The sequence below is a fragment of the Paenibacillus sp. V4I9 genome (genome assembly GCF_030817295.1).
Taxonomy (GTDB): Bacteria; Bacillota; Bacilli; order Paenibacillales; family NBRC-103111; genus Paenibacillus_E.
This window is the reverse complement of sequence record NZ_JAUSZE010000001.1, coordinates 74,775-97,083: the sequence shown is the minus strand read 5'-3', so window position 1 is coordinate 97,083 and position 22,309 is coordinate 74,775. Positions and strand designations below refer to the sequence as shown.

Sequence of the window (22,309 nt, the reverse complement as noted above, 5' to 3'; positions counted from 1 at the left end):
GTCTCATCCCTCCATTTATCCTATCAGGCTTCATACAAGGTTTTCCAACGCTCCAGCTTCTGCCGCATGACGTCCCGATAAGACTTCGGCTCCAAGATTTCCGCGTCCGGACCGTATTGACTGACCCAATTCATAAACTCACGCTCATGATTGACCGTTACTTCAAACAAAAGACTTCCATCCTTCTGAGGGGTCATTTTCGGCTTCACAAAAAGCTCCTCTTCCTTCACATAACGAGCTATATCCGCGTGAAACTTAACTTTAAACCTAATTTGTTCTTCCCCACGCTCGATGGACCATGTATTTTTCATGTACGATCTTAAATTAAAATCGCCTTTATCGAATGATTGATTAAGCAACTTTACATCACGAAATCGGCTGATCCGGAATGTTCGAATGTCACCAGCCGAATGACAATAGCCAATCAAGTAGAAACGGTGGTCCCGTGGCACCAAATAGTAAGGATCGATACTTCTTTGAGACTCCTCATTGCGACTCTGTGTATAGTAAACGGTTTGTATCGTTTGCTGAGAGAGAGATGCCTGAATAATATCGTAGAGAAACGAAGTTCCGTCTTCACGGTAGGCAGGTGTACCCATTTGAATAACATCCGTGACATGCTGCACAATATCGGCTCGTTTCGATTTTTCCTTTTGATGTACGCCCATAACCTTTTCAAAAGCAGAATCAAAGCCTTCCGGAAGCAAAGGTTTGATTTGTTCCAAAACAGAAGGCATCATGGAGAACGACAACGCTTCCTGCTCCGTCCAATCTAGCGGATACATGGAGAAATTACTGATAAACGCATAGCCTTTGCCATGTCCGTAATTCGAAATTGGGATATTCATCGCATGAAGCGCTTCAAGATCACGATAGATGGTCCTCTCCGCAGTCTCGCATCGTTCTGCCAACTCCCTTGCCAAAATGCCCGGTTTGGATTGTATCAAATTAATAATTCGCATCAATCGAATCAATCGTTCAGTCACGTCTTGTTGTCTCCTTCACATTCACATGATCTAAAAGTACTAATTTCAGTAAATTCGACCTATGACTAGGAGAGTCCTGCTATTTCTTTCTTTTCATCTGCCTGTACTTCTGCTCATGCAAGGATTTTCTCGTTTTGCTTGAAAAGCTGAAATTCTCCAAATGGCTGTAAAGCATTTGAGCTTCCTCACGCAGCTCGGCATCCTCGGATTGTACCGCTGATAGTAGCATTTCATCCGCTTGCTGTTGGAGCAGCATTTTCCCCGTTTCCTCATCACCTTGGTCGAACGCGATTATCGCATGCTCGATTGCCATAGCTGATTCAGTGATTTTGACCTGTTTTTCAACATGGGGGTTCGATGAATTCATGATCAAATTGAGATCGTTCGTAAAACTGGCTTCGATCTTGTATTGGATCGTGCAGAGCTTTGCACCTTCCGTCACATCTACGTAGTCCCATTGGATATTAAGAACTTCGTGTTTACCAAAGACATGAGGGAAGAACGAGATTTCAAGCAAGATTGACTTAACCTCTTGGTCGAAAATATCTCCCATGGACAGCTTCAGTCCATTATTGTCATCTTGAGCTTTATAACCATAGATATGTGTAATGCGTGTTGTATCTGAAGGTTGTATTGTCAACTGTACATTTTGGGCAACGACGGATAATAGACCATCCAGTTCCTTGGAGAAAAAACCAGGAATGTCTTCCGGTTTCTCAATAAAATAGAAGTTTCCACCGCCATGGTCCGCAATGCCCTCCATAAGTTCCTCGTCGAACCCGTCCCCAACGCCCATTGTTGTTACACCAATTCCAAGACTATGAAATTCCTTTGCAATAGACTGCAGCTTCGTACGATCCGTTATGCCTTCATTCGCATGTCCGTCGGATAATAATAGAACCCTGTTTACACTACCGTCTACTTTTCCTTGCACCACATACTGAATCCCCTGCAGCAATCCCCCGCTCAAGTTGGTACTGCCACCATCTTGTATAGTCTCTATCTTTTGTTTCATGACATCCTTGTGAGTCACATTCTGTGGCGCAAACACCGTATTTACCTCATTATCAAAAGCAACCATGCTGAGTTGGTCCTCTTGGCTCATTTGATCGGTTACGAACTGGCAAGCCTTCTTACTGTAAGCAAGCGGCGCCCCAGACATGGATCCACTGCGATCCATCACTAGTGATATATTCATTGGCGCTCGGTCAGAGCGAGATCCGGCATTTCCTTTTAACTCGAGGAGCAAGAATGCTTTTCCCGCCCCTCCCATTGGCCAATACTCGTTATTCCATGCATGGGTCATTTGAATAGGTGAACTCATGTGCAACATCCTCTCTCATGGTTTCTGATAAGAATGTAGCATATGCTTTGGTCAACATGATGTCAGAGAATGTTCGTTCGCATGTAAAAGACGTGGACCGAATAAAAGTCACACGTCTCCTTTTAACGTTAGTACCGTTTTTCTTTTCTTGAACTTACGATTGCATTGGCCATATTTAAGAAGCTAGAAACATCATCACCTGAATTCATTTTATCTTTTAACAGTTGTAGCTCGTTGATCATTTCATCCCTTGGTCTAGCGGATATATAATTCATATACTTATTGATTAGTTCCATCTTTGTATTTTTTGCAGCTGTCAAAACGAGCTTTCGTGAAACAAAATTTTGCAGTTCCTTTACAACTCTGAACGTATCTTTGGACTGAAGCATTTTATTTATTTCAAAAAGCAGCTCCTGGCTCTCGGTATCCGTATTTTTAATAATATCCAAATCTGTTGAAATCGCTTTCCTTTTAGGAGTGGCACTTGATTTAGCTCCTGAAATGCCTTCGAGCTCTTGAATTAATTGGATGACACGAGCCAAGAATGGCTCAGAACCGTCCTTTAGCACTTCAGCAACCTGCTCGAATTCCTTGTCGCTATACCGCACTTTTAACTTCAACAGATCAAGTAACAGCTCTTTGGCCTGGTTCGTCATTCAATACCCACACTCCGTAAAAACTCGTCTCCTACCGCATAAAATTCTTCCATAATATTTCCTCGCGCCCTCGAATCTTTGAACATCGGCTTTCCTTCACGAATACCGTTGACATATGCTTTGGATTCTCTAACTTCATTGTCGAATACATGCCAGTTGTTTTCTTTAGCAAAAGCTAAAACCTCTTTCTTGGAAATACGGTTTTCCGGTATGTCTCCTGCCTCTACATTATTGAAAATAATTCCGGAAACGGAAATCTTGTATTCTCCTTCGTTATCCTCATTGAAATCCTCAATACTTCCCTTAAGCAGTGGCAGCCCGATGATAGCTAATTTTTCAGGCTTTACAGGTATAATTAACGAATCGCTGGCCAAATAGCTGGCTACTGATAAAATGGAGTCTGTCGGTGGACAATCAATCAGAACCAGGTCGTAATTACATTGGAACTTCGCTAAAAATCGGCGCAGTTTATGCTCCTTTGCCGTTGGATTCTTCAATGTTTTCGATAACTCAGCTCTCGCCGGAACAAGATGAAGGAGACTACCATCCGTCCATTCATCAACAGAATGAATAATATCGCTTGTTACTTTGTTGCTGTTTTCAAAAATGTCAACTATCGATTGCTTTGGACTTTCTAAAAAATCCCGATACCCGTCGCCCCCCATGAAAATTTGCGTCAGATTCGACTGGGGGTCAAGATCGACGGCTAACACTTTGTACATTTTTTTATAAGCTGCATACCAAGCTAGGTTGTAGGTTAGGGTGGTCTTACCGACTCCGCCTTTCATATTAAGCATAGAGACAACTTTTGCCACTCTACCCGCTCCTTCTACCTATTATTGAATTAGATTCAAACATTATGTTCATTCATGTTTGTTCAATAATACGTACGGAGTTTCCCACATATGCGTCATCATTCTGCTTAACCCAAAAACGAAAAAACAGCCCATAATGATTCGGGCTGTTTCACAATTATCCTATACTCATCTAACAAATTGATTATTTAAATTTACTCCCACATTATACAATGATCTCCAGTAGCCTCTCGTGAATCGATCTCCAGTTCTTGCTTAGATCTACAGTACATACTTTAACCTCATGACCAGACACACGATATACTAGGTCTACTGACTGATCTACTTTTGGATATAGCAGCATCCCTTTCAGTAATTTGCTTTGTGGCAGTTTTCTTTCATAGTTTCTTAAATACGCATACAACTGATAAAGATTAGCACTCTTAACCTTTTCCGTGTCGTAATGCCGGGATAAAGTTTCTATGGAGTATTTAGTATCGATAATCCACTTGACGGTTTCACTTTCCAAAGAAATATCTGTTTTCATTACAGGTAAGAACGAATGATCATTATCATCCACGTCCCAATGAATGATGTCACTTGATACCTTGTAGGTTAGCAATTCTTTTCTATAGAAATTTCGGACAAATTCTTCGAATAACTGGGCCATCTTATAATGGTTTCGTTCAAAGTCAATAAATCGATAGCTGCCCTCGTCTTCATTGATTAATAGTCCCTGATATAATAGCTTGCATATATTTAGAATAAATCCGTAGTGCATGTTGCCGCGCTGAAGAGTTACCCTCTGAAACAACTTATAATCTAGTTTGAGAAGTGAAACATCACCCAAATATGGATATATCATCATAATTTGTTCACGATAAGACACACTTAAGTCCTTCGTCTTAAGTAACGCGAAGAGTGTAGATTTGATAATTTGGTTATGCAAAATATTAGGACTCAGTTCATCATATGTGATTACCATTTTGCTACGATGAAAGGATAATTCTCGAATCGATTGGGGGAAATCAATTTTCCCTCTCAATGTAGATGACTCTTCATGAAATGGTTTATACTCACGGTAAAATCCCTTTTTCATTAACGCAGTTAATCTTATAATTAAAATTCTTGTTAGAAGATGATAGATGTCCTTATCCTCTTCTTGATTTACGGTGACCTCGTCCTTCTCTTTTAGCCGATCCCAGGCATAGCAAAGCATATAGTAAAGGTTGCGAATAGGAATTTTGTTAGGCTCGTTCAAGCAAACCCCTCACTTTATCTTCATCATCAAACCAATACTCCCGAAGCAGCGGCTCCACTTCCATCTTTAGAATATGCTTGTACCAGGTCTCTTCATCTTGAACATTGGCCATTGGACAGAAGTAACTGTGCCCAATCTCGTAGCCTTTACCTAAGCTCACTTTATCATTTAAAATTTCACGATTGATGTCGTTCATGGCAGATACGATTCGGTCGATAAAACCTTGGCTAATGCCCTTACCTAGAAGATGTTCTTTAAATTGCAGTGTATGATAAGCTGACTCGATGGAAATAAAGGCGAATCTTCTCCTTAAAGCATAATCCACTAGAGCAAGTGATCGATCAGCCGTATTCATAGTTCCAATGAAGTAAAGATTTCTAGGTATATAAAAGACCTCATGGTCTTCCGAATACGTCAATTTGACAGCATAAGCCTTAGATCGTTTGTCGGCTTCAATCAACATCATGACTTCGCCGAAAATTTTTGACAGATTACCTCGGTTAATCTCATCAATAATCATGTAATAGTTATGGTCAGGATCCTTCATTGCACGATCACAGAACTCATAAAACAGCCCATTTTTAAGGCCAAAACCTCCGTTGCCTACTGGCTTATAGCCTTGAATGAAATCCTCATATGCATAGGATTGATGAAATTGGATCATTGCAATGCGACTATCATCTTTCGCACCATTATGATAGTAGGCAAGACGTTTTGCAATGTATGTTTTACCGACTCCTGGAGGTCCCTGTAAAATAATATTTTTCTTAATCTCTAAAGCTAATCGAATCTCCTCAATCTGTTCTGCAGAAATAAATACTTCCTGTGTCAGTTGATCAAGCCCATAGGGTTCCAAGGTCTGTTCATCTTCAACTGGATCTTCTTCGTTCTCAACAACTCCATCAAGAGGCTTGCTTTCCCCCATTAAATTAAGAACTGTTTCTATAAAATCTTCGTAAGGAGTAAGATTCGTAAGGGTCTTTAAGGCGAGCTTAGAATCAGATGGAAGATTCCAATTGCCACTCTTCAGCCAAAGTGCGGACCTGACCGATTTATAGTCAGAGCGTGAAAGGTCAAATCGATATTCGGACGTTATTTGACCAAACGCAATAATGGACCGGATACCTTTTTTAATAAAAACATAATCTCCAACCTTCATCTCATATAAAAATTGATAATTTGCCAATGCATCGTTACTCGGATTATGATCGAGTCCATTTACTTCTTTTAATCTATCTGCAATTTCTTGTTTGGTCTGAAATTGCTGTAAATCACCAATCTCATCCCAGTTTACCGCGATGATTCCATTTTCGTGGAAGTCGTTCCACCGATGCGCATCTTCACCGGCAGCAAGAACCCAATACTGTGCTTCCCCTTCAGTTTGCTTTAGCGGAGTCTCCTTTTTTCCATACTTCACAAAGAGGAAGCTGAAAAATTGATCAATTTCCAAGAATATAGGAAGGTCCGTCTGCTTTCCTACTATCTTCAGATACTTATTTACTATTTCATGCTCCTGAAGGCATGCTTGGAATTTAAGGAACTTAAGTGCCGTGGAATCCCCTTTGGCATAATCGGGCTTCAATTGCAGAACATTTTCAACCGCCACTTTATCTCGCTGGTTATAAAAGCAAAATTGGTCAGGAAACACGTTTCCAATTATTTCACTAGCAACGCTTTCTCCAAAACCAAATAATTTATATTTATCATCAGTGGTAAAACGCTCGATTCGTTCTTCGATCGGATCTTCGCCGTAGAGCAGATATAAGAAACTGCTTCGATACTTTTCAATCGGCTCGTTAATGTTTCCAAGCGCCCTCTTTTTGGCAAGAGCCATTCCAAAGGCATTTATATGATCACCAAGTCGCTGAATATCCTCCCACTCAATGGTCTTTAAATAGTTCAGATCTTTGAATGTATTAAAGAATTCATAGTTCTCTTTGAGAAAATTGCAGTTGTCAAACCATTTAGCCGCTTGGTTTCTAAATGCCAATAAATATTTCTCTAGAAGTGGTAAATTTGACTGCTCCGATAATTGACTCGGTGAATTCCATAGCTCCAGCAATGTTTCATATTCACTTTCTAATATCTTGTAGTTGGTATTCTGATTCATTTTAAAAATAGGCAAGTCCGCGGTTTCAGGTAAATCCCTGAGTTCATGTCGCAGTAACATACCATCCTCCGATTTTACACGGTGTTCAAGTACTTGTAGCTCAACTCTCCAACATTGCCTCGTTTCATCGAAATATGGCTTAGCAGCTACCTTGCACCAGCCAATGATTCCTCCAGAATTCTTCTTTGCTCCGTCTGACCTCCATAAAAAAACAGGGTCGTGGATAGCAATTTCATCTTTATAATGTTTTTGTCTTAAATCCCAACTGATTCTTTGATTTTCTGATACATAAGTGTCTATATCAAATTGTTTCGGGTTACCTTGAAAAATCCAATAATTCATGTTTGTCCCACCTATCATTTATTTTTGAAAATCCCTGTCTCTTTTGCCTTTGCGTTAGTTAATTATTGGTAAATTCAACCCTAAGTTAAAAAATCCTTCTAGTCTCCTCCTCTCATCTGACCTTACTTTTAAACCAATTGAATAGATGATCAACTTATGATAAGAATTTAGCACTTTTTTCTGTCATTAGGATGACAGCGAACGTACGTTTTTAAAGGATTATTTTCAAAGGGGAAAGGGAGCTTGAATTCAATGCTTGGCATATGTATCCGTGAATATTTAAGTGGTGATACTTGGAATGTATTCATATTGCTCTGGAGGTCATATGGTATGGCGAGTTTAGAAAAAAGAGGTAAAAATTCATGGAGATTGACCGTTAGCATCGGAAGAGATGCAACAGGCAAATATATACGTCACGGTAAAACCGTTCATTGCCGAACTAAAAAGGAGGCTGAACTTGAACTTTCCAAATTTGAGATTGAAGTCCACGCCGGAGCTTACATCTCACCTGAAAAATTGACGCTACATGCTTTCGTCGATGAATGGAGGGACAAGTATGCATTGCAGGAACTTGAAGTAAAGACATTATCCATTTACATCAGAATTTTAAACAAACGGATTCTTCCTGCTCTTGGGCATTTACGATTAGATCAAGTCAAACCATTGCATATCGTTTCATTATTAAGTGAACTAGGTAAAGATGGAAGCAGGCAAGACGGGAAAGATGGTAAGCTTTCTTCCGGAACCGTTCAATACGTATACCGAGTGTTGAAAAACATCTTCTCAAGAGCGGTTGAGTGGCGCGTTATTAAATCAAATCCTGTTGCGGATGTTAAATCGCCCAAAGTCGTGCATAAGGAAAGTGAAGTGTACGATGAGGATGAAATTCAGTTATTATTCCAAGCTTTAGAAAATGAAGCTTATCATTGGCGAATGATGATCACCCTTGCTTTAACCACTGGTCTTCGCCGCGGCGAACTAGTCGGCCTTGAATGGAAAAATGTTGATCTAGAACACGGCACCATTTATGTAAAACAAAGTATTTCAGATTTCATCAACGGCAATCCCGTTATTAAGGAACCCAAAACCAAAAAGTCTACTCGGAAAATTAATCTATCTGACGCTGTATTGGAAGAAGTAAAAGAATATCACAAGTACTGCACACATGAATGGGATGGATTGGAGAAAACCAGAGATAACGATCATTTCTTTGTTTTCTTTAATCAGTACGGCAGAGCATTTTATCCCGAAAGCCCGTATTTGTGGTTTCGCGGCTTCTTAATAAAACACAATTTAAAATACATCAAATTTCATGATTTACGTCATACTTCCGCCACCTTATTAATTAACCAGGGTGTTCATGCCAAAATCATTTCTGAACGTCTGGGACATGCCAACATCACGACAACGATGAACATCTATGGGCATGTTTTATCAAAGGCGGATAAAGAAGCTGCAAATAAGTTCGATCTGATCATTCCATTTAAAAATCGCAAAGAAGCATAAGAACCCGAACGATTGCTGTACCAATCGTTCGGGTTCTTTTTCTTATGGACTATAACAGTTCATTCAAATACGCCCTGTATTATCAGCAATAAATCGATCCGGTTTATCCACGCGAATCTAAGGTAGTTTTATTTAAATTTATACATGAGGGGTATCCTGTCCAGTAACAGGGATAACATGACCGTTATTGTATTCCTTAATAATCTGACCTTCTGCATTCATATACACAATGTATGTTTCGTTCGCCTTTGCATCTAGCTTAGCGCGATCACCAGTAAGCTTGATAAGCTTTTGGAGATCATTGATTTGATTCATGAGGCTCACCATCCCAGTAGTTAAGTACCAGCATTTTGTTTTAAATTATAACATAAATGAACATGTAACTTCGCATAACTTCTGTTAAGAAGCACAGCCGCAAATAAGTTCAATCAGATCATTCCGTTTGAAAATTGCAAACAAGCATAAAGAACCCGAACGATTGCTGTACCAATCGTTCGGGTTCTTTTTCTTAAGGACTATAACAGTTCATTCAAAATGTGCCCTGTTTTAGGCTCTTTTCGGGTGATTTCCGCTGATTTCGGCTCATTTATGTTGAGTTTTTACACCAATTTTACACCAATGGCAAAAAAACCACTAAAAATCACTACTGTATTACTAATTTCATCCAACTGTTTCATCGAAAAAACCCAGTATTAATAAGGCTTTTCAGCATCTGTTTCATTTCGTACAAGCAGCGCAACCGACTCCACATGCACCGTATGCGGGAACATATCCACCGGCGTCACCTCCGCGACGCCGTAGCCGCCATCGACGAGCACGCGCAGATCGCGCGCGAGTGTCGATGCGCTGCACGATACGTAGACGACGCGTCGCGGCTTCAGCTCGAGGATCGTCGCGAGCAGCGCCGGATCGCAGCCCTTGCGCGGCGGGTCCACCACGATCACGTCGGGCCGAACACCCTGACGTGTCCACTCGGGGAGGACCACTTCCGCAGGGCCTGCCTCGAAGTGCACGTTCGTCATGCCGTTTAACTCGGCATTCTTCCGTGCATCCGCGATCGCCTCTTCGACGATCTCAACCCCGTACACCTGTCCCGCCTTCTGGGCGAGGAACAGGGAGATCGTACCGATGCCACAGTAGGCATCGACCACAGTCTCGCCGCCTGTCAGCGCGGCGTACTCCAGTGCCTTCCCGTACAGCACTTCCGTTTGTACGGGGTTAACTTGATAAAACGATCGCGCGGAAATTGCAAATTTCACATCGCCGATATAGTCATAGATGACCTCGCTGCCCCACAGGACGCGAGTCTCATCCCCAAAAATAACATTCGTCTGTTTCACATTAATGTTATGGCAAATGCTCTTCACACCGGGCAGTGCAGCCCGAATGCCAGCAACCCACTCGGCGACACGAGGAATCTCGGTGCCGTTGGTTACGAGCACGACCATGATCTCTCCCGTGCGGAAGCCGACTTTGACGACGACGTGGCGAAGCAGTCCGTCATTACGCTCTTCATTATAAGCGCGAATACCAAGACGCGCGCCGATCTCTTTCACACGAGCAACGACTTCGTCGTTCGACTCATGTTGAATCAAACACTCATCCATATTGATGATGCGATGGCTTCCTTGCGCATAGAATCCGCCGATGAGTCCGCCCTGCTCTTCCCCAAAAGGAACCTGAGCCTTGTTCCGATAACGCCACGGATCGGTCATCCCCAGCGTAGGATGAACAACAATCCCTTGATCTGAAGCACCAGCATCAAGATGACCTAGTGTTGGCTCACCCACAACCTGCAGCTTCCCAATCCGCTGCAAATTATCCACAACCTGCTGGCGCTTCACGCGAAGCTGCGCCTCATAACTCAAATGCTGCAGCTGACAGCCGCCACATTCCTCATATATCCCACAATCAGGAACCACCCGATCCGGACTCACTTCCAGCACTTCCACAAGCGCAGCATACCCATACTGCTTCTTCAAATGCTCCACCCGCACAAGCGCACGCTCACCAGGCAGCGCACCAGCGACAAAAAGGGTAAAGCCGTTCACACGGCCTACCCCTTCGCCATCATGGCTGATCCCAATGATCTCAGCCTCATATTGCTGCCCAATCTGCACCGGCAGATCGGCCATCCAAGCCGGAGCCGCCTTCGCGACGGAATTCCCTATCTTTCCAGAATTCCCTGTATTCCCAGTCCTTCCGGAATTCCCTGTCTTAGCTGTCTTCCCAAAATTCCCAGTTCCTCTATGTTTACCTGACACTGAGCCAGAACTACCTTTTGCTCTCATAATACCCTCACTTTACTCAATCCCTGTTTCTTAATCTACTTAGGCCGGGCGCAGCGCGCAGGGGGTAACGTCTTATCCCTACTCTAGCTTCTCCTGCTCCTCATCCCCATGACCCTGCCCATTCCCCTTCAAATGAAACGGCGTGGTCAACGTCTCTAGGAACGTCTTCTTATAAATCGACTGCCCAGACTCATCCACAATAATCTGCAAATGACTCTTCAAATTCGTCATCACACAAGGCAGCGTGCCCCCGAACTCTCCATCCAAGTTCAACTGGACGTAGTCCGGCGAATTAATCTCGATATGATTCGTTTGGAAATAAATCAGATTCGGATCGCTCAGATGCTCGCCGCGCAGTGCGAGTGTAACCACTCTTATGAACTCAGCAAGATTACACTTGCGCAGAATCAGCACATCGAACAATCCATCATTCATACTCGCTTCCGGAGCCAGCTTCTCGAAGCCGCCGACGGAGTTGGAGTTGCCGACGAGGAACATCATGACTTCCTCATGAAATTCCAGTTCGCCTGCCTTAACGTACAGCTCAATCGGCTTCAGCCTAGGCAGTTTCTCCAGTCCCTTCATATAATAGGCCAACTGGCCGATCATGGTCTTGAGCTTGCTTGGGACTTCGTACGTCAGCTCGGTCATCGAGCCGCCGCCGGCGATATTAATGAAGTAGCGGTTGTTGATTTTGCCTACATCGATGTCGGTTGTGTACTGCTGCACAATCAGGTCGCAGGCGTACTCCAAATTCTTAGGAATGCCGAGCGCCCGGGCAAAATCGTTGGTCGTTCCCAGCGGCAAAATGCCAAGCGGGGGCCTGCCTTCCCTCTCGGCCATGCCGTTGACGACTTCGCACAGGGTGCCGTCTCCGCCTGCAGCGATGATTAGATCGAAGCCTCGGCTAACGGCATGTGCCGCTGCGAGTGTTGCGTCGCCTTCACCGATGGTAGCGTGAGTGGATGTTTCGAAACCACCGCGCTCCAGGCGCTGAAGAATTTCTGGCAAACGTTTTTTCATTTCTTCCCGGCCAGAAGTCGGATTATAGATCAGTCTTGCTCTTTTGACCATTGCGTCTCATCACCTGTTTCGCCTTCTGCGATTTCTGAAGCAATCTGCTTCTCGATCCATTTGGAAATTAGCGGACTAGGCAGCAGCGCCCGTCCATTGTACCGATATTCGAACCCTTCCATGCGGGAAGGGATGACTTGCGTCGTGAAATAGCCTTCACTTAGAAAAAGCGGCGCAACGACGACTGTATGGTCAGGCTTCTTCTGAGCCCACCCTGTCATCTTCCGTTTCACTTGATCTGGCAAAAGCATAGCGACATCCGCCTCGTCGAAACCGCCTAACACTTTCAACCGCTCTGCGAGCAGCTCTAAGCCTTGGCGCCACTTGAGATGGAAGCTCTTCTCTTTACTTCCGTGACCGATGAGCAGGACGATTTCCTGACTTGGCGATTCGGAAAGCTCTTTGATTTTCGCATAAATAATCTCAGCAATAACGGGGTCGTCATCAATTGGTGATGTGAAATGAATGCGCGCCTTGATATCAAAAGGTTCCATATCTGTCTCGAGCAGTGGCTCTTTAATCACACCTAAGGCGTAGCTGATTTCATCAATATGTGTACTCCCAGAGGACACGAACAGTGGAACGACGATAATATCCGTCACGCCTTGCGCCTCTAAACTGTGAATACCATCTTGAATTAATCGACCTTCCACCAACTCCAAATAAGAAGCGTAGATCGGAACATTCATCGGCATCCTGACGGCAGTCACGGCATCATCGACCAGCTGAACCCAGCCCTCATCCCGAGATCCATGGCTTATGACTAGCACACCATACTCACTCATTTTGTTTTCCCCACCCGTTCTAACCATGCCTATAAATCCTATGCTAACGAATGTGTTCACACATGTCAATTGACCTGCAAATAAACAGGAAAAATCCCGCATTACGCAAGTAACGCAGGATTTGAATTCTTTTTGGAACAAACGACTTCATTAACGACCTAAACGATCTAGCGTCAGCACATAGCCGTCGTTTCCGTAGTTCAGGCATCTTTTGACACGAGAAATGGTTGCTGTTGATGCGCCCGTCTCGGCTTCGATCTGGTTATAGGTACAGCCCTTGCGCAGCATGCGAGCAACCTCAAGGCGTTGGGAAAGCGATTGAATCTCGTTCACTGTGCATAAGTCATCAAAAAAGACATAGCACTCTTCAATATCTTTGAGCGTCAGCACGGCTTCAAAAAGCTGGTCTATTGCTTTATCATTTAATTTTTTTAATTGCATAGGTTGTCAACTCCCAGTAGAAAAGCATGTTAGCTTATAAGATCTGTTTAAGCTCCTGTGTATCATTCGACACGTCATGTATAAATCCTTCCTTTAGGATTGCGAAACGTTAAAATTTCTATGCGTTAATGAGGTGAATTGTGACATTTAACTAGACCCGTGACATTCGTCCATACCAACGGTAGGCAAGTGACATATCCTGTAGGAGACAAATCTGATATAAAGGATCGTGAATCCTAGTGAGCAACCAAAGACAAATCATTGGCAATGGCGGTAATCGTCCTGAGGTGCATACAAGAAGCTTCACTTTACCTACCCAACTCGGGGATGGCGGCTTCGGGCAATATCCGGGCTTAGGCGGCGGTGGCGGCAATCCGTTCGCACAAGGCGGTGGAGGATTTCCTACTCCTTTCGATGGAGGCGGTAATCTCTTCGGCGGCCCAAGCGGCGGTAATGCGGGTGGCGGATTTTTTGGTGGTGGTGGAAATCCTAGCGGCGCAGGTGGTGGTGGAGGCGGTAATTTCCTTAGCAACCTCTTAGGCGGTGGCGGTGGTGGAGCTGCAGGTGGTGCCTCGTCTAACCCACTGAGCGGCTTGAATTTGAAGCAAATCTCCGGCTTCGTTGAACGTATGGGTGGTATTGACGGCATCCTCGGCACAATGGGCAAGGTCCAGAAGTTCATGAGTACCTTTCAACAAATGGCACCTATGGTGAAAACCATTTTGAGTTCGATTGGCAAAGGAAAAGTGAATTCATCCGCTGACTTGGAAGAAATAATTAAACCCAAACGCAAACGCCGTAAGAAATCAAGCTCAGGCCCTAGAAGAAAAGGCGCTTCTAAAACCTCCTTAACCAAACGCAAACGCCGATAAGATTATCCTACACAGATCACTCTCAGGTCAACCTCTAGTCATACGCAGGTCAAAATAATTCCAAAAAAGCGCACGAGAAAAGCCGTCTCGTCTTGGTTCTAAACCCAAGCCGGGCGGCTTCTCTGCGCCTATCTATTGCTATTCCATTTTCACCGCTGTCCCCTCCGGTACGATCTGAACCCAGGTGTTGCCCGGCAGCAATGGCACTTCCTTGCCATCGTCCGCATAGGCGCGAAGCATGCCACTTTTACGTTCCCAAGTGATCTGCTGTGATTTGCCTTCTTGCAGAATGAGACCTTTACCAGGTCCAAAAACATCCACCGTCCGGCGCCCCTCTTTGTCCACAATCTTATGCTTGCTTTCGAGTACGAGCAGATTTTTGGTTTGCAGCTGTTTGCCGGTCTCCTTGTCGAGATGCGGCTTGCCCTCCATGCTGCGCTTGTACACACCTTCAGCCGCATTGTATTCATAGGAAGCGAAATATCCTTGAATATAAGGAATTTGAATATAATTCACGGCTGCGCCGGTAAGCTTACTTTGACCATCCTTGGCAAAAGTGAGCAGCGGCCCGTTCCATTCGGAGCGGAATTTGCGCGCCTCGGCGCCCTGCTTCATTTTATCCACAGAGGTATAAAGATTGTGCGGTGCTTTACGATCCGTCGCGCGCCAGTAGTAGGCGCCATCGCCGTACACCTCATCGAGATGGGACAGCTTACGGCCTGCCATCATATCCATCGCCTCCTGACTCCAGCCGGCATGGACGATAACCGCATCGAGCGCGTCGCCGATCTCTACGAAATAAGGGCGTATGCTGCGCACGGGACCAATGGTCTTCGCTGCTTGGCTCTGGAACACGGAGACGAATCTCGTAATCTCGCCCTCTGCGAGAATCTCATAGACGATGTCCGCTTGATCTAGGCCGGTTTGGGGCCTGGCTTGCGGGGCATTTTCGACCATGACCATGAAGGGTCGGCTCTTTACTTCTTTATCGGTAGGCAAACCCGTTAGCGGGAATTTGTAAGGCAGCTCCGTTTCCACAACTGTAGCAGCAGGTTTGGAAGGTGGTGATGCGGCGGCGGACGTGGCTTCAGCGACATTCGGGCTGGCGGGTGGTAAGGAGGCAGGCGTATCGCTGCAACCGACAATAGCTATGACAGAGCATCCCAGGACGAGCCAGGCGCTAAGGTTTTTTTTACGGAATAAAGGCAATGATTTCAACAGGACTGCACCTCTTCTCTTAATCGTTCTAGTAAATATATATGCTAGTGATGCGATAGGTAGAAGACTTTTTGTGCTAGTGGGTCAAAAGGTAGTTGGACCCGCGACTGTGATTAGGTATAGTAGGGAGAGATGGATTATGTGTTTGTTACTAGGTAAGTGTGGTACTGAATCGTGTTGTGAGGAGCCTAGACCGGCTAGCTTCTGTTTGTGTGATAGATATGTTTACCGGCTTTCTTCCGGTTTCTTGATTGGCTTATTTGTTAGATTACTTCTTTATGCCTGATGGAATTGGTTACTGGAATGCTAATGGCCATTTTTGCTGCACTTTTTGCAGCTTCTACCTTTATAGACGGTCTGACCACCGGAATTACATGCACTTTTTGCATGATTATTTGAATGACTTAACAACCAGATCAAACCAAAGCATGATAAACACTAATTATCTTTTTTACTCGCCAAAAAGGAGGCTATTCCATGACCAAGCTCACCGATGACCAAGCCATCGTATTGTTCGACGGGGTCTGCAATCTATGCAATGGTGCTGTTCAGTTCATCCTGCGGAACGACCCGAAGGGGATTTTCCACTTTGCTTCCTTACAATCGGAAAGCGGCCAAAAGCTGCTCGAGCAGCACAACCTGCCTACGGATATCATCAGCACGATCGTCCTGATCGAGGGCCGCCGCTCCTATATCCGTTCGACCGCTGCGCTGCGCATTGCCCGCCGTTTGCGTGGCGCTTGGCCCTTAGCGTATGCGGCCATCATCATTCCGGCTCCGCTCAGGAATCTGGTCTATGCTTTCGTGGCGCGAAACCGCTATCGTTGGTTCGGTAAAGCCGAGCACTGCAAGCTGCCGAAGCCTGAGTTCAAAGCGCGATTCCTGGATTAGCGATCAGTATGATTTTTCGCAGTCCGACTACGACTTCCTCATCCCACCAAACATCCAACAGCACAAACTCAGCGTGCCCATCTGAAAGCTATGATGCAGCAGCTTTGCCCTACGTGTAGTGTCTGCCGCACCTAGCGCAAGCAGCAAAGGCACAAAATGCTCTGGCGTCGGAACCGCCTCACGCGCGTTAGGCGCTCTTTCATCATATCGAACGAGCGCATCCAAATTCCAAGTCTCCAGCTGCTCCGCCAACCACTCATCGAACTCCACCGCCCACACCTGCGGCACAGGATTATTCCGATCCAGTCTGCGCAAGTTGTGAACCGTCCCTCCGCTGCCGAGGATGAGAACATCCTCTTCCCGCAAGGGGCCCAGTGCTGCACCAATGCGATAATGCTCCTCCGCCGTCAAACGCGGATTCACAGAGAGCGCCACCACCGGTATCTGCGCATCTGGATACATAATATGCAGCGGTGCCCATGCCCCGTGATCCAAGCCTCGCTCATCATCGAGCTCACAACGAATGCCTTCTTCCTGAAACAATCGCTGTATATGTAAGCTTAGCGTCAAATCCCCTTTAGCTGGGTACTTAATGTCATAAAGCTTTTCTGAAAAGCCCGAGAAATCATAGATCGTTTCTAGATGAATCGCCGAGCTAATCTTCTGCACGGGACCTTCCCAATGTGCGCTGAACAGTACAATGGCTTTGGGCGCAGGAATGCTCTTGGCTAGCTTCTGCAAAAACTCGGTGTAAGCATGCTGCTCGATCGCCAAACTCGGTGCTCCATGGGCAATGAAAAAAGATGGCAGCATGGCAGATCCCCCTTCTTCCTAAATGGTAACTTTTTACCAATATATTATACATTATACGCCGTTGGGCACAAATAAAACCTGGCCGATGGCCAGGGTCTTGTCTAAAGCCTACGTTCGAACATGGGGAACGAACTTCTCTTTGCTAGCACACGCTCGTTTAGATATCAATCCGCCATCTTCTCGTCTGTAAAGATGAAATATATGGTTACAGACACGATTCCACATCCCCTCGCATCTGTAACGATGAAAAATATCTTTGCAGCTCGTGCACTGGCTGTAGGTTATTGTTTATAAGGGCAGCTCATCGGCTTTTCAAAAACTGCTCAATCCCATCTGCGATACCTTGGGCCAGCTTCTTCTGATATTCCGCTTCGGACATCAGCTCATCTTCTTCCGGATTCGTCATGAAGCCAAGCTCGACCAGCACGACTGGCACTTTGGACCAGTTGAAGCCTGATAAGTCGCTGCGTGCTGATAGTCCTCTCCCAGCTGTGCCAGTAGCTGTCTTCAGATGCTCTAGAATAAAGCCAGCTGCTTCATGGCTTCCTGCTGCGATGGGCTTCACCGCCGCTGAGGAAGCCGACGGGTACAACACCGAAAACCCTTTGGTCTTCGGTGAACTATCGCCATCCGCATGAATGCGCACAGCCAGCGCTGCTCCTGCTTCGTTCGCCATATCCGCGCGCTGCTTGTTGCTGATATCGACCTCATGCGACTCGCGGGTCATCGCAACCTCTATGCCGCGGCGGACCAGCTCGTCTTTGATCAGCAGGGAAACTTCCAGATTGAGCACATATTCCGGTTTTTTCGTTCGTACGCCAACCGTGCCAGAGCTGACCTTTGGCTTGGTTTCCCGTGTATCCGGACCTACAGACTCAAGAGCATTATTACCATAACGCTGATGTCCGGGGTCCAGCATGACGAGCCTTCTTTGTTTAGACGTTGCAGCGGTTTTGGAAGCCGCGGGTTCTGCTGCAGCCTTTGTTGAAGGTTCTGGTATAGCCTCTGCTGCAGGCAACTGCAATGCTTTCTCAGCGGCGGAACTTTCCGCTTGCGGCTGCATCGTCGCGCTACTCGTGACCGCAGGCGTTTCCTTGCTTACTATAGGCGACTCCTGCGGTATAGCCGGTCTATCCAAAACTTGTGACGCACAACCAGCCACGACCAGTACAAAGACCATCCCTACGGCAACACTCATGAAAGCCATCCACGGCTTCCGGTTTTTTGCTGTATTCACATGCATGAAACCAACATCTCCTGCCAAAACTATCCTTAATATAAAAAAATTAGAGGAGGCACTCACATGAATACCCTCTGGAGCTACATTTCTCACCACTGGTTATCGATTGCTTTAATCGTTGGTGTACTCGTTGCCTTTTGGTATGTTTACAAAAACAAGGACAAGTATATCAGGGGAACCGATGACAAATAACTCCGGACTGTCTATACTTATTATACCTTAAATACTTTGACGACCTCTTGGAGCTCGTCAGCCATTTTAGACAACGATTGGGAAGCTGCGCTAACTTCTTCCATGGAAGCAAGCTGCTGTTCAGCAGCTGCGGCTATGCTGTGTGTGCTTTCTAGCGATTTACTGGAAATGGCACAAATTTGCTCGACAACCTCAACCATGTGTTTCGAGTCGGATTGAATGAGGACAGCCGATTGAGACACTTCTTTCACATGTCCAAAAACATCCTCCACCGCTTGGAGAATAGCCAGAAATGCCGCCTTCGCACTTTCGCTCATTAAGGTTCCATCATTGACCGCCTGAGTTCCCTTATTCATGGAATCTACCGCACTGTTGATTTCAGATTGGATGTCACCGATCAAACTGCGAATACGGTCCGCTGCTGTTGCTGATTGTTCGGCCAGCTTGCGTACTTCGGTTGCAACAACGGCGAAGCCCTTACCGTGCTCGCCAGCTCGCGCTGCTTCAATCGAGGCATTGAGCGCTAACAAGTTCGTCTGACTGGATAACGATGTAATCAACGTGATCGTTTCCCCGATTTGCAGCGATTTCCCGCTGAGCTCATCTACAATCATGGACGATTGCTCCATATTGCGATGAATGAGCTTCATTTGCTCCGTTACCTCGCCTACGGCTCTGTTCCCTTTTTCAGCTGTCTCAGCCGTTTTTTCTGTTGAATCATTTACCTTCTTAACGCCATCCACAATCGATACAAGCCGCTTGGCGATATCGGTGACCGTCTTTTTCGACGTATCATTCATATGACTTTGTTCATCTGCGCTTGAAGCGACTTGCTGGATGGAATCTGCAATTTGCTCTGTCGCTCTCGAAGTTTCCTCTGCGCTAGCCGATAATTGCTCGGACATAGAGGCAACTGTGTGCGTGTGCATCGAAATAGATCCAAGCATCGTACGAAGCCTCTGAATCATTTCATTGAAGGAATGCCCCATTTGTCCTAGTTCGTCACTTGTTTTCACTTCCATATGCTGCGTTAAATCACCTTCCGCAATGCGACCCGCCATCACTTTAGCTCTTCGTATTTGGTTAATAAGGTATCGACTGAATAAAATAATCACAAGCACCATGATAACCAGCGCGATCAGACCTCCTATGCTCAAAGAAACGACAAGCTTCTTCATAGGCTCTAGCAGCTCTTTCTCTGGCATAACGAGCGCAATCGTCCAGCCGGTTTCCGGTATTTTTTGATAATAAATACGATTAATTCCCTTGTCATCTGTCATGGTGGACTGGCCATTTGGCTGGGAAAGCAGCGTTGGCGCCAGCGCACTTATCGACGGGTTCGGGTCCTTATCCATACTGACCTTCATCACCTTGGACTTATCCGGCAGATCTAGATAGTTCCCTTTGGCATCGACCATGAACGCCCAGCCTGTGCGGCCTACCTTCGTTTCTTCAACAAGCTTTTGCAAGCGAGCTAAGTTAAAATCGCCGGTGACAACAGCGAGAAACTGCTTTTTTTGATCATAGACTGGCACGCTCGCTGTCACCATGGTGACTTTCGTCGGTTCGTCATAGTAAGGATCAGAGTACGCAAACGACTGCTTGGTATCCTGAGCCACTTTGTACCAATCCCAGTGCGGATAATCGTAATCGGCTGCGTTATAGTCTTGGGTTAAGCTAATTTTGTCACCTTCGCGGAATGCGTAAGTCGAAAAATATTTCGTTTTGGCATTGTACTTGAACGGTTCAAAGAAAATTCCTAAACCAAATGTATCTTCACTCGTGGACAAATCACTACTTAGTATTTTATTATAGTTGTCCAAAGTCAACTGGTTAGGTGCAAACTCAACCGTCCTGGCAACCACTTCTCCCACTTTACGATGCGCAACAAGCTTTCCATTAATGCTGCTGGTCACACTTTCTAGCTGCTGCTGCATCTTGAGCCCAATCTCGTTATTAATCAACCCTTTGCTCTTAACATACGCGAACGCGACGATGCCAAACAGAGTAACAACAATTAGAGGAACAAGCAGCAGCATAAATTTACTTTGAATACTTTTTAGCTTCATTATCTTCATCGCCCCCACTTATCTCTAGGATTATAGATTATCACTAGAAAATTCTGTGTTTTTTCGACAAAAACCTCTTATTTTCGACATTAAAAAACACAGCCTTTTAACATACAAAAGGTTGTGTTTCTGCTTCCAAACTATTTACTGTCAAAATAAATTGGGTTCGTTAACGCAGCCATAAGCGTCATGTTGACCACATCGAAATGCCGCCACACTTCAGCACGTACAAACGTTGTTCCCTGTGCGTCAAAATGGATGGTAAGCCCCCCGTCTAAGGACACTAGTACTTCCTTTTCCAATCTGATGTTGCTGAACAGTTTGATCTTATCTCCGGCCTTCAAATCCTCGGCTTGCAAACTAACTTCTCTGCTCCTCTCTCCTGCTGGAACAATGTCGCCAACCCGATAAGAGCCGCAGTTCAGCTCCACAAAAGGCCCGTTTGGCGCATAAGTAATCACCACATGACCCAGCCCTATGGCGCTCAAAATGCCATCCACGGTTTTTTCAGAAGCGTACACCCATGTACATGGCATCGCATGCTTGACGTACGGATCCGGTCGATGGGTATCGCTGCCGCCAACAGCAACAAGCCTTCTGCCAGAGACGAGTTGACTATGCCACCAATTCAACGTTCTAACATTCCGCTCCGTAAAGGGGCCATTCCATACTTCTACCCAGTCGTGATCTACACCCAAATCCCAGTCCCACGGGCAATACTCGCAGTGCGGATGATTGATCACGATTTTGGCTCCGTTAGCACGGGCTTCGGCAATCTTGGCGTTGACGTCTTCCTGACTCTTCACCCGAAAATCTCGGATCGGATCGGTAACGCCCAGGAAATTACTGTGTCCGAAATTCGTTGTAAACTCCATCCCCGGTATCATGACAACGCTTGTATGGCGCGGATAGGTCATGTTCTGGCTGACTGTATTGTGATCCGTCATGGCGATGAAATCGCAGCCGAGTTCCTCCATCCTTGCTGCATTCTCTTCCAGTGTAAAAGTGCCGTCGCTGTTCACGCTGTGCGTATGTAGATCGCCTTTCAGCCAGCGAGGTGTCTTATAAAGAAATTCGATGGTAATGGTAACTGAACAACCTTTGCTCGGTACCTTGTAGGCGTTATGCAGAACCGCCCAGTTTCCCGGTGTTAAGTCACCCGATAAATAGCCGGGAGTTGATTGTTCCTTTCCGAGTCGAAATGCTTTGCGCGCTCCTCCGCTCCAGCCTCTCACTCTGCTAGTGTCCCTCAGGCCTAAGTCGATTACGGCCTTCTGTTCGCCGTGTGATTCGATCACATAAGTGACCACAATTTCCTCAACATGCTCGGGCATTTCAAAAGGCACTTCGATATAGGTGCTTTGCTCAGAATGAGTAATTTTTTTCGTAATTGTCGTAACTGAACGTAATCTTTCCACATGTTTCATTTGTCGCTCTCCTTGAT

At 45.5% G+C, this 22,309-nt stretch carries 20 protein-coding genes; 4 read left to right on the top strand and 16 right to left on the bottom strand.

Features of this window, described 5'->3' with window-relative positions:
- Positions 1–23 precede the first annotated feature (23 nt).
- The 6 genes from QFZ81_RS00415 to QFZ81_RS00390 form a co-directional block, all read right to left on the bottom strand.
- Positions 24–986 (bottom strand): helix-turn-helix transcriptional regulator, encoded by a 963-nt coding sequence (locus QFZ81_RS00415; RefSeq protein ID WP_307600896.1) that lies wholly within the window; start codon positions 984–986, stop codon positions 24–26.
- Between the two features lie 79 nt (positions 987–1,065).
- Positions 1,066–2,310, bottom strand: coding sequence for a vWA domain-containing protein (locus tag QFZ81_RS00410; protein ID WP_307600893.1), 1,245 nt, complete (start codon positions 2,308–2,310; stop codon positions 1,066–1,068).
- A 128-nt stretch (positions 2,311–2,438) separates the two neighbouring features.
- Entirely contained in the window at positions 2,439–2,966 is a 528-nt protein-coding gene (locus QFZ81_RS00405; RefSeq protein WP_307600891.1) for a hypothetical protein, read from the bottom strand.
- On the bottom strand, positions 2,963–3,781 hold the full coding sequence (locus QFZ81_RS00400; RefSeq protein ID WP_307600889.1) for a ParA family protein: 819 nt from the start codon (positions 3,779–3,781) through the stop codon (positions 2,963–2,965). The genes QFZ81_RS00405 and QFZ81_RS00400 overlap by 4 nt, the downstream gene beginning before the upstream one ends.
- A gap of 205 nt (positions 3,782–3,986) precedes the next feature.
- Positions 3,987–5,021, bottom strand: coding sequence for a 5-methylcytosine-specific restriction endonuclease system specificity protein McrC (mcrC, locus tag QFZ81_RS00395; protein WP_307600887.1), 1,035 nt, complete (start codon positions 5,019–5,021; stop codon positions 3,987–3,989).
- Positions 5,008–7,473 (bottom strand): AAA family ATPase, encoded by a 2,466-nt coding sequence (locus QFZ81_RS00390; protein WP_307600885.1) that lies wholly within the window; start codon positions 7,471–7,473, stop codon positions 5,008–5,010. Before QFZ81_RS00390 ends, mcrC begins: the two co-directional genes overlap by 14 nt.
- 330 nt (positions 7,474–7,803) lie before the next feature.
- Here QFZ81_RS00390 and QFZ81_RS00385 point away from each other — a divergent pair, with 330 nt between their 5' ends.
- The gene (locus tag QFZ81_RS00385) at positions 7,804–8,979 is read left to right on the top strand and encodes a tyrosine-type recombinase/integrase (protein ID WP_483874675.1); all 1,176 of its coding nucleotides are present in this window, start codon (positions 7,804–7,806) and stop codon (positions 8,977–8,979) included.
- A 138-nt stretch (positions 8,980–9,117) separates the two neighbouring features.
- Here the strand turns inward: QFZ81_RS00385 and QFZ81_RS00380 are convergent, their stop codons facing one another.
- The 5 genes from QFZ81_RS00380 to QFZ81_RS00360 form a co-directional block, all read right to left on the bottom strand.
- Positions 9,118–9,294, bottom strand: coding sequence for a hypothetical protein (locus QFZ81_RS00380; RefSeq protein WP_307600883.1), 177 nt, complete (start codon positions 9,292–9,294; stop codon positions 9,118–9,120).
- Positions 9,295–9,671: 377 nt separating this feature from the next.
- On the bottom strand, positions 9,672–11,114 hold the full coding sequence (gene rlmD / locus QFZ81_RS00375; RefSeq protein ID WP_307600881.1) for a 23S rRNA (uracil(1939)-C(5))-methyltransferase RlmD: 1,443 nt from the start codon (positions 11,112–11,114) through the stop codon (positions 9,672–9,674).
- A 234-nt stretch (positions 11,115–11,348) separates the two neighbouring features.
- On the bottom strand, positions 11,349–12,344 hold the full coding sequence (locus QFZ81_RS00370) for a diacylglycerol kinase (protein WP_307600879.1): 996 nt from the start codon (positions 12,342–12,344) through the stop codon (positions 11,349–11,351).
- A complete protein-coding gene (locus QFZ81_RS00365; protein WP_307600877.1) occupies positions 12,323–13,129 on the bottom strand; it encodes a sirohydrochlorin chelatase in 807 nt (268 codons plus the stop codon). The genes QFZ81_RS00370 and QFZ81_RS00365 overlap by 22 nt, the downstream gene beginning before the upstream one ends.
- A gap of 150 nt (positions 13,130–13,279) precedes the next feature.
- The gene (locus tag QFZ81_RS00360; RefSeq protein ID WP_029198698.1) at positions 13,280–13,570 is read right to left on the bottom strand and encodes a YerC/YecD family TrpR-related protein; all 291 of its coding nucleotides are present in this window, start codon (positions 13,568–13,570) and stop codon (positions 13,280–13,282) included.
- 239 nt (positions 13,571–13,809) lie between these two features.
- Here QFZ81_RS00360 and QFZ81_RS00355 point away from each other — a divergent pair, with 239 nt between their 5' ends.
- Positions 13,810–14,442: an aminotransferase gene (locus QFZ81_RS00355; protein WP_307435013.1), complete on the top strand. Its 633-nt coding sequence runs from the start codon at positions 13,810–13,812 to the stop codon at positions 14,440–14,442.
- Between the two features lie 138 nt (positions 14,443–14,580).
- Here the strand turns inward: QFZ81_RS00355 and QFZ81_RS00350 are convergent, their stop codons facing one another.
- A complete protein-coding gene (locus tag QFZ81_RS00350; protein ID WP_307435016.1) occupies positions 14,581–15,480 on the bottom strand; it encodes a DUF3048 domain-containing protein in 900 nt (299 codons plus the stop codon).
- 657 nt (positions 15,481–16,137) lie between these two features.
- Here QFZ81_RS00350 and QFZ81_RS00345 point away from each other — a divergent pair.
- Positions 16,138–16,551, top strand: coding sequence for a thiol-disulfide oxidoreductase DCC family protein (locus QFZ81_RS00345; protein ID WP_307435020.1), 414 nt, complete (start codon positions 16,138–16,140; stop codon positions 16,549–16,551).
- Between the two features lie 27 nt (positions 16,552–16,578).
- Here QFZ81_RS00345 and QFZ81_RS00340 read toward each other — a convergent pair whose 3' ends face one another.
- Both QFZ81_RS00340 and QFZ81_RS00335 read right to left on the bottom strand, forming a co-directional pair.
- Entirely contained in the window at positions 16,579–17,364 is a 786-nt protein-coding gene (locus tag QFZ81_RS00340) for a DODA-type extradiol aromatic ring-opening family dioxygenase (RefSeq protein WP_307600875.1), read from the bottom strand.
- Between the two features lie 301 nt (positions 17,365–17,665).
- Complete coding sequence (locus tag QFZ81_RS00335; protein ID WP_307435028.1) at positions 17,666–18,607, bottom strand: N-acetylmuramoyl-L-alanine amidase family protein; 942 nt, start codon at positions 18,605–18,607, stop codon at positions 17,666–17,668.
- 60 nt (positions 18,608–18,667) lie between these two features.
- On the opposite strand from QFZ81_RS00335, the gene QFZ81_RS00330 reads away from it, so the two are divergent.
- A complete protein-coding gene (locus QFZ81_RS00330; protein ID WP_307435032.1) occupies positions 18,668–18,796 on the top strand; it encodes a hypothetical protein in 129 nt (42 codons plus the stop codon).
- 20 nt (positions 18,797–18,816) lie between these two features.
- Here the strand turns inward: QFZ81_RS00330 and QFZ81_RS00325 are convergent, their stop codons facing one another.
- Both QFZ81_RS00325 and QFZ81_RS00320 read right to left on the bottom strand, forming a co-directional pair.
- Positions 18,817–20,865, bottom strand: coding sequence for a methyl-accepting chemotaxis protein (locus QFZ81_RS00325; protein WP_307435037.1), 2,049 nt, complete (start codon positions 20,863–20,865; stop codon positions 18,817–18,819).
- A gap of 140 nt (positions 20,866–21,005) precedes the next feature.
- Entirely contained in the window at positions 21,006–22,292 is a 1,287-nt protein-coding gene (locus QFZ81_RS00320; protein ID WP_307600873.1) for a CehA/McbA family metallohydrolase, read from the bottom strand.
- Between the last annotated feature and the right edge of the window lie 17 nt (positions 22,293–22,309).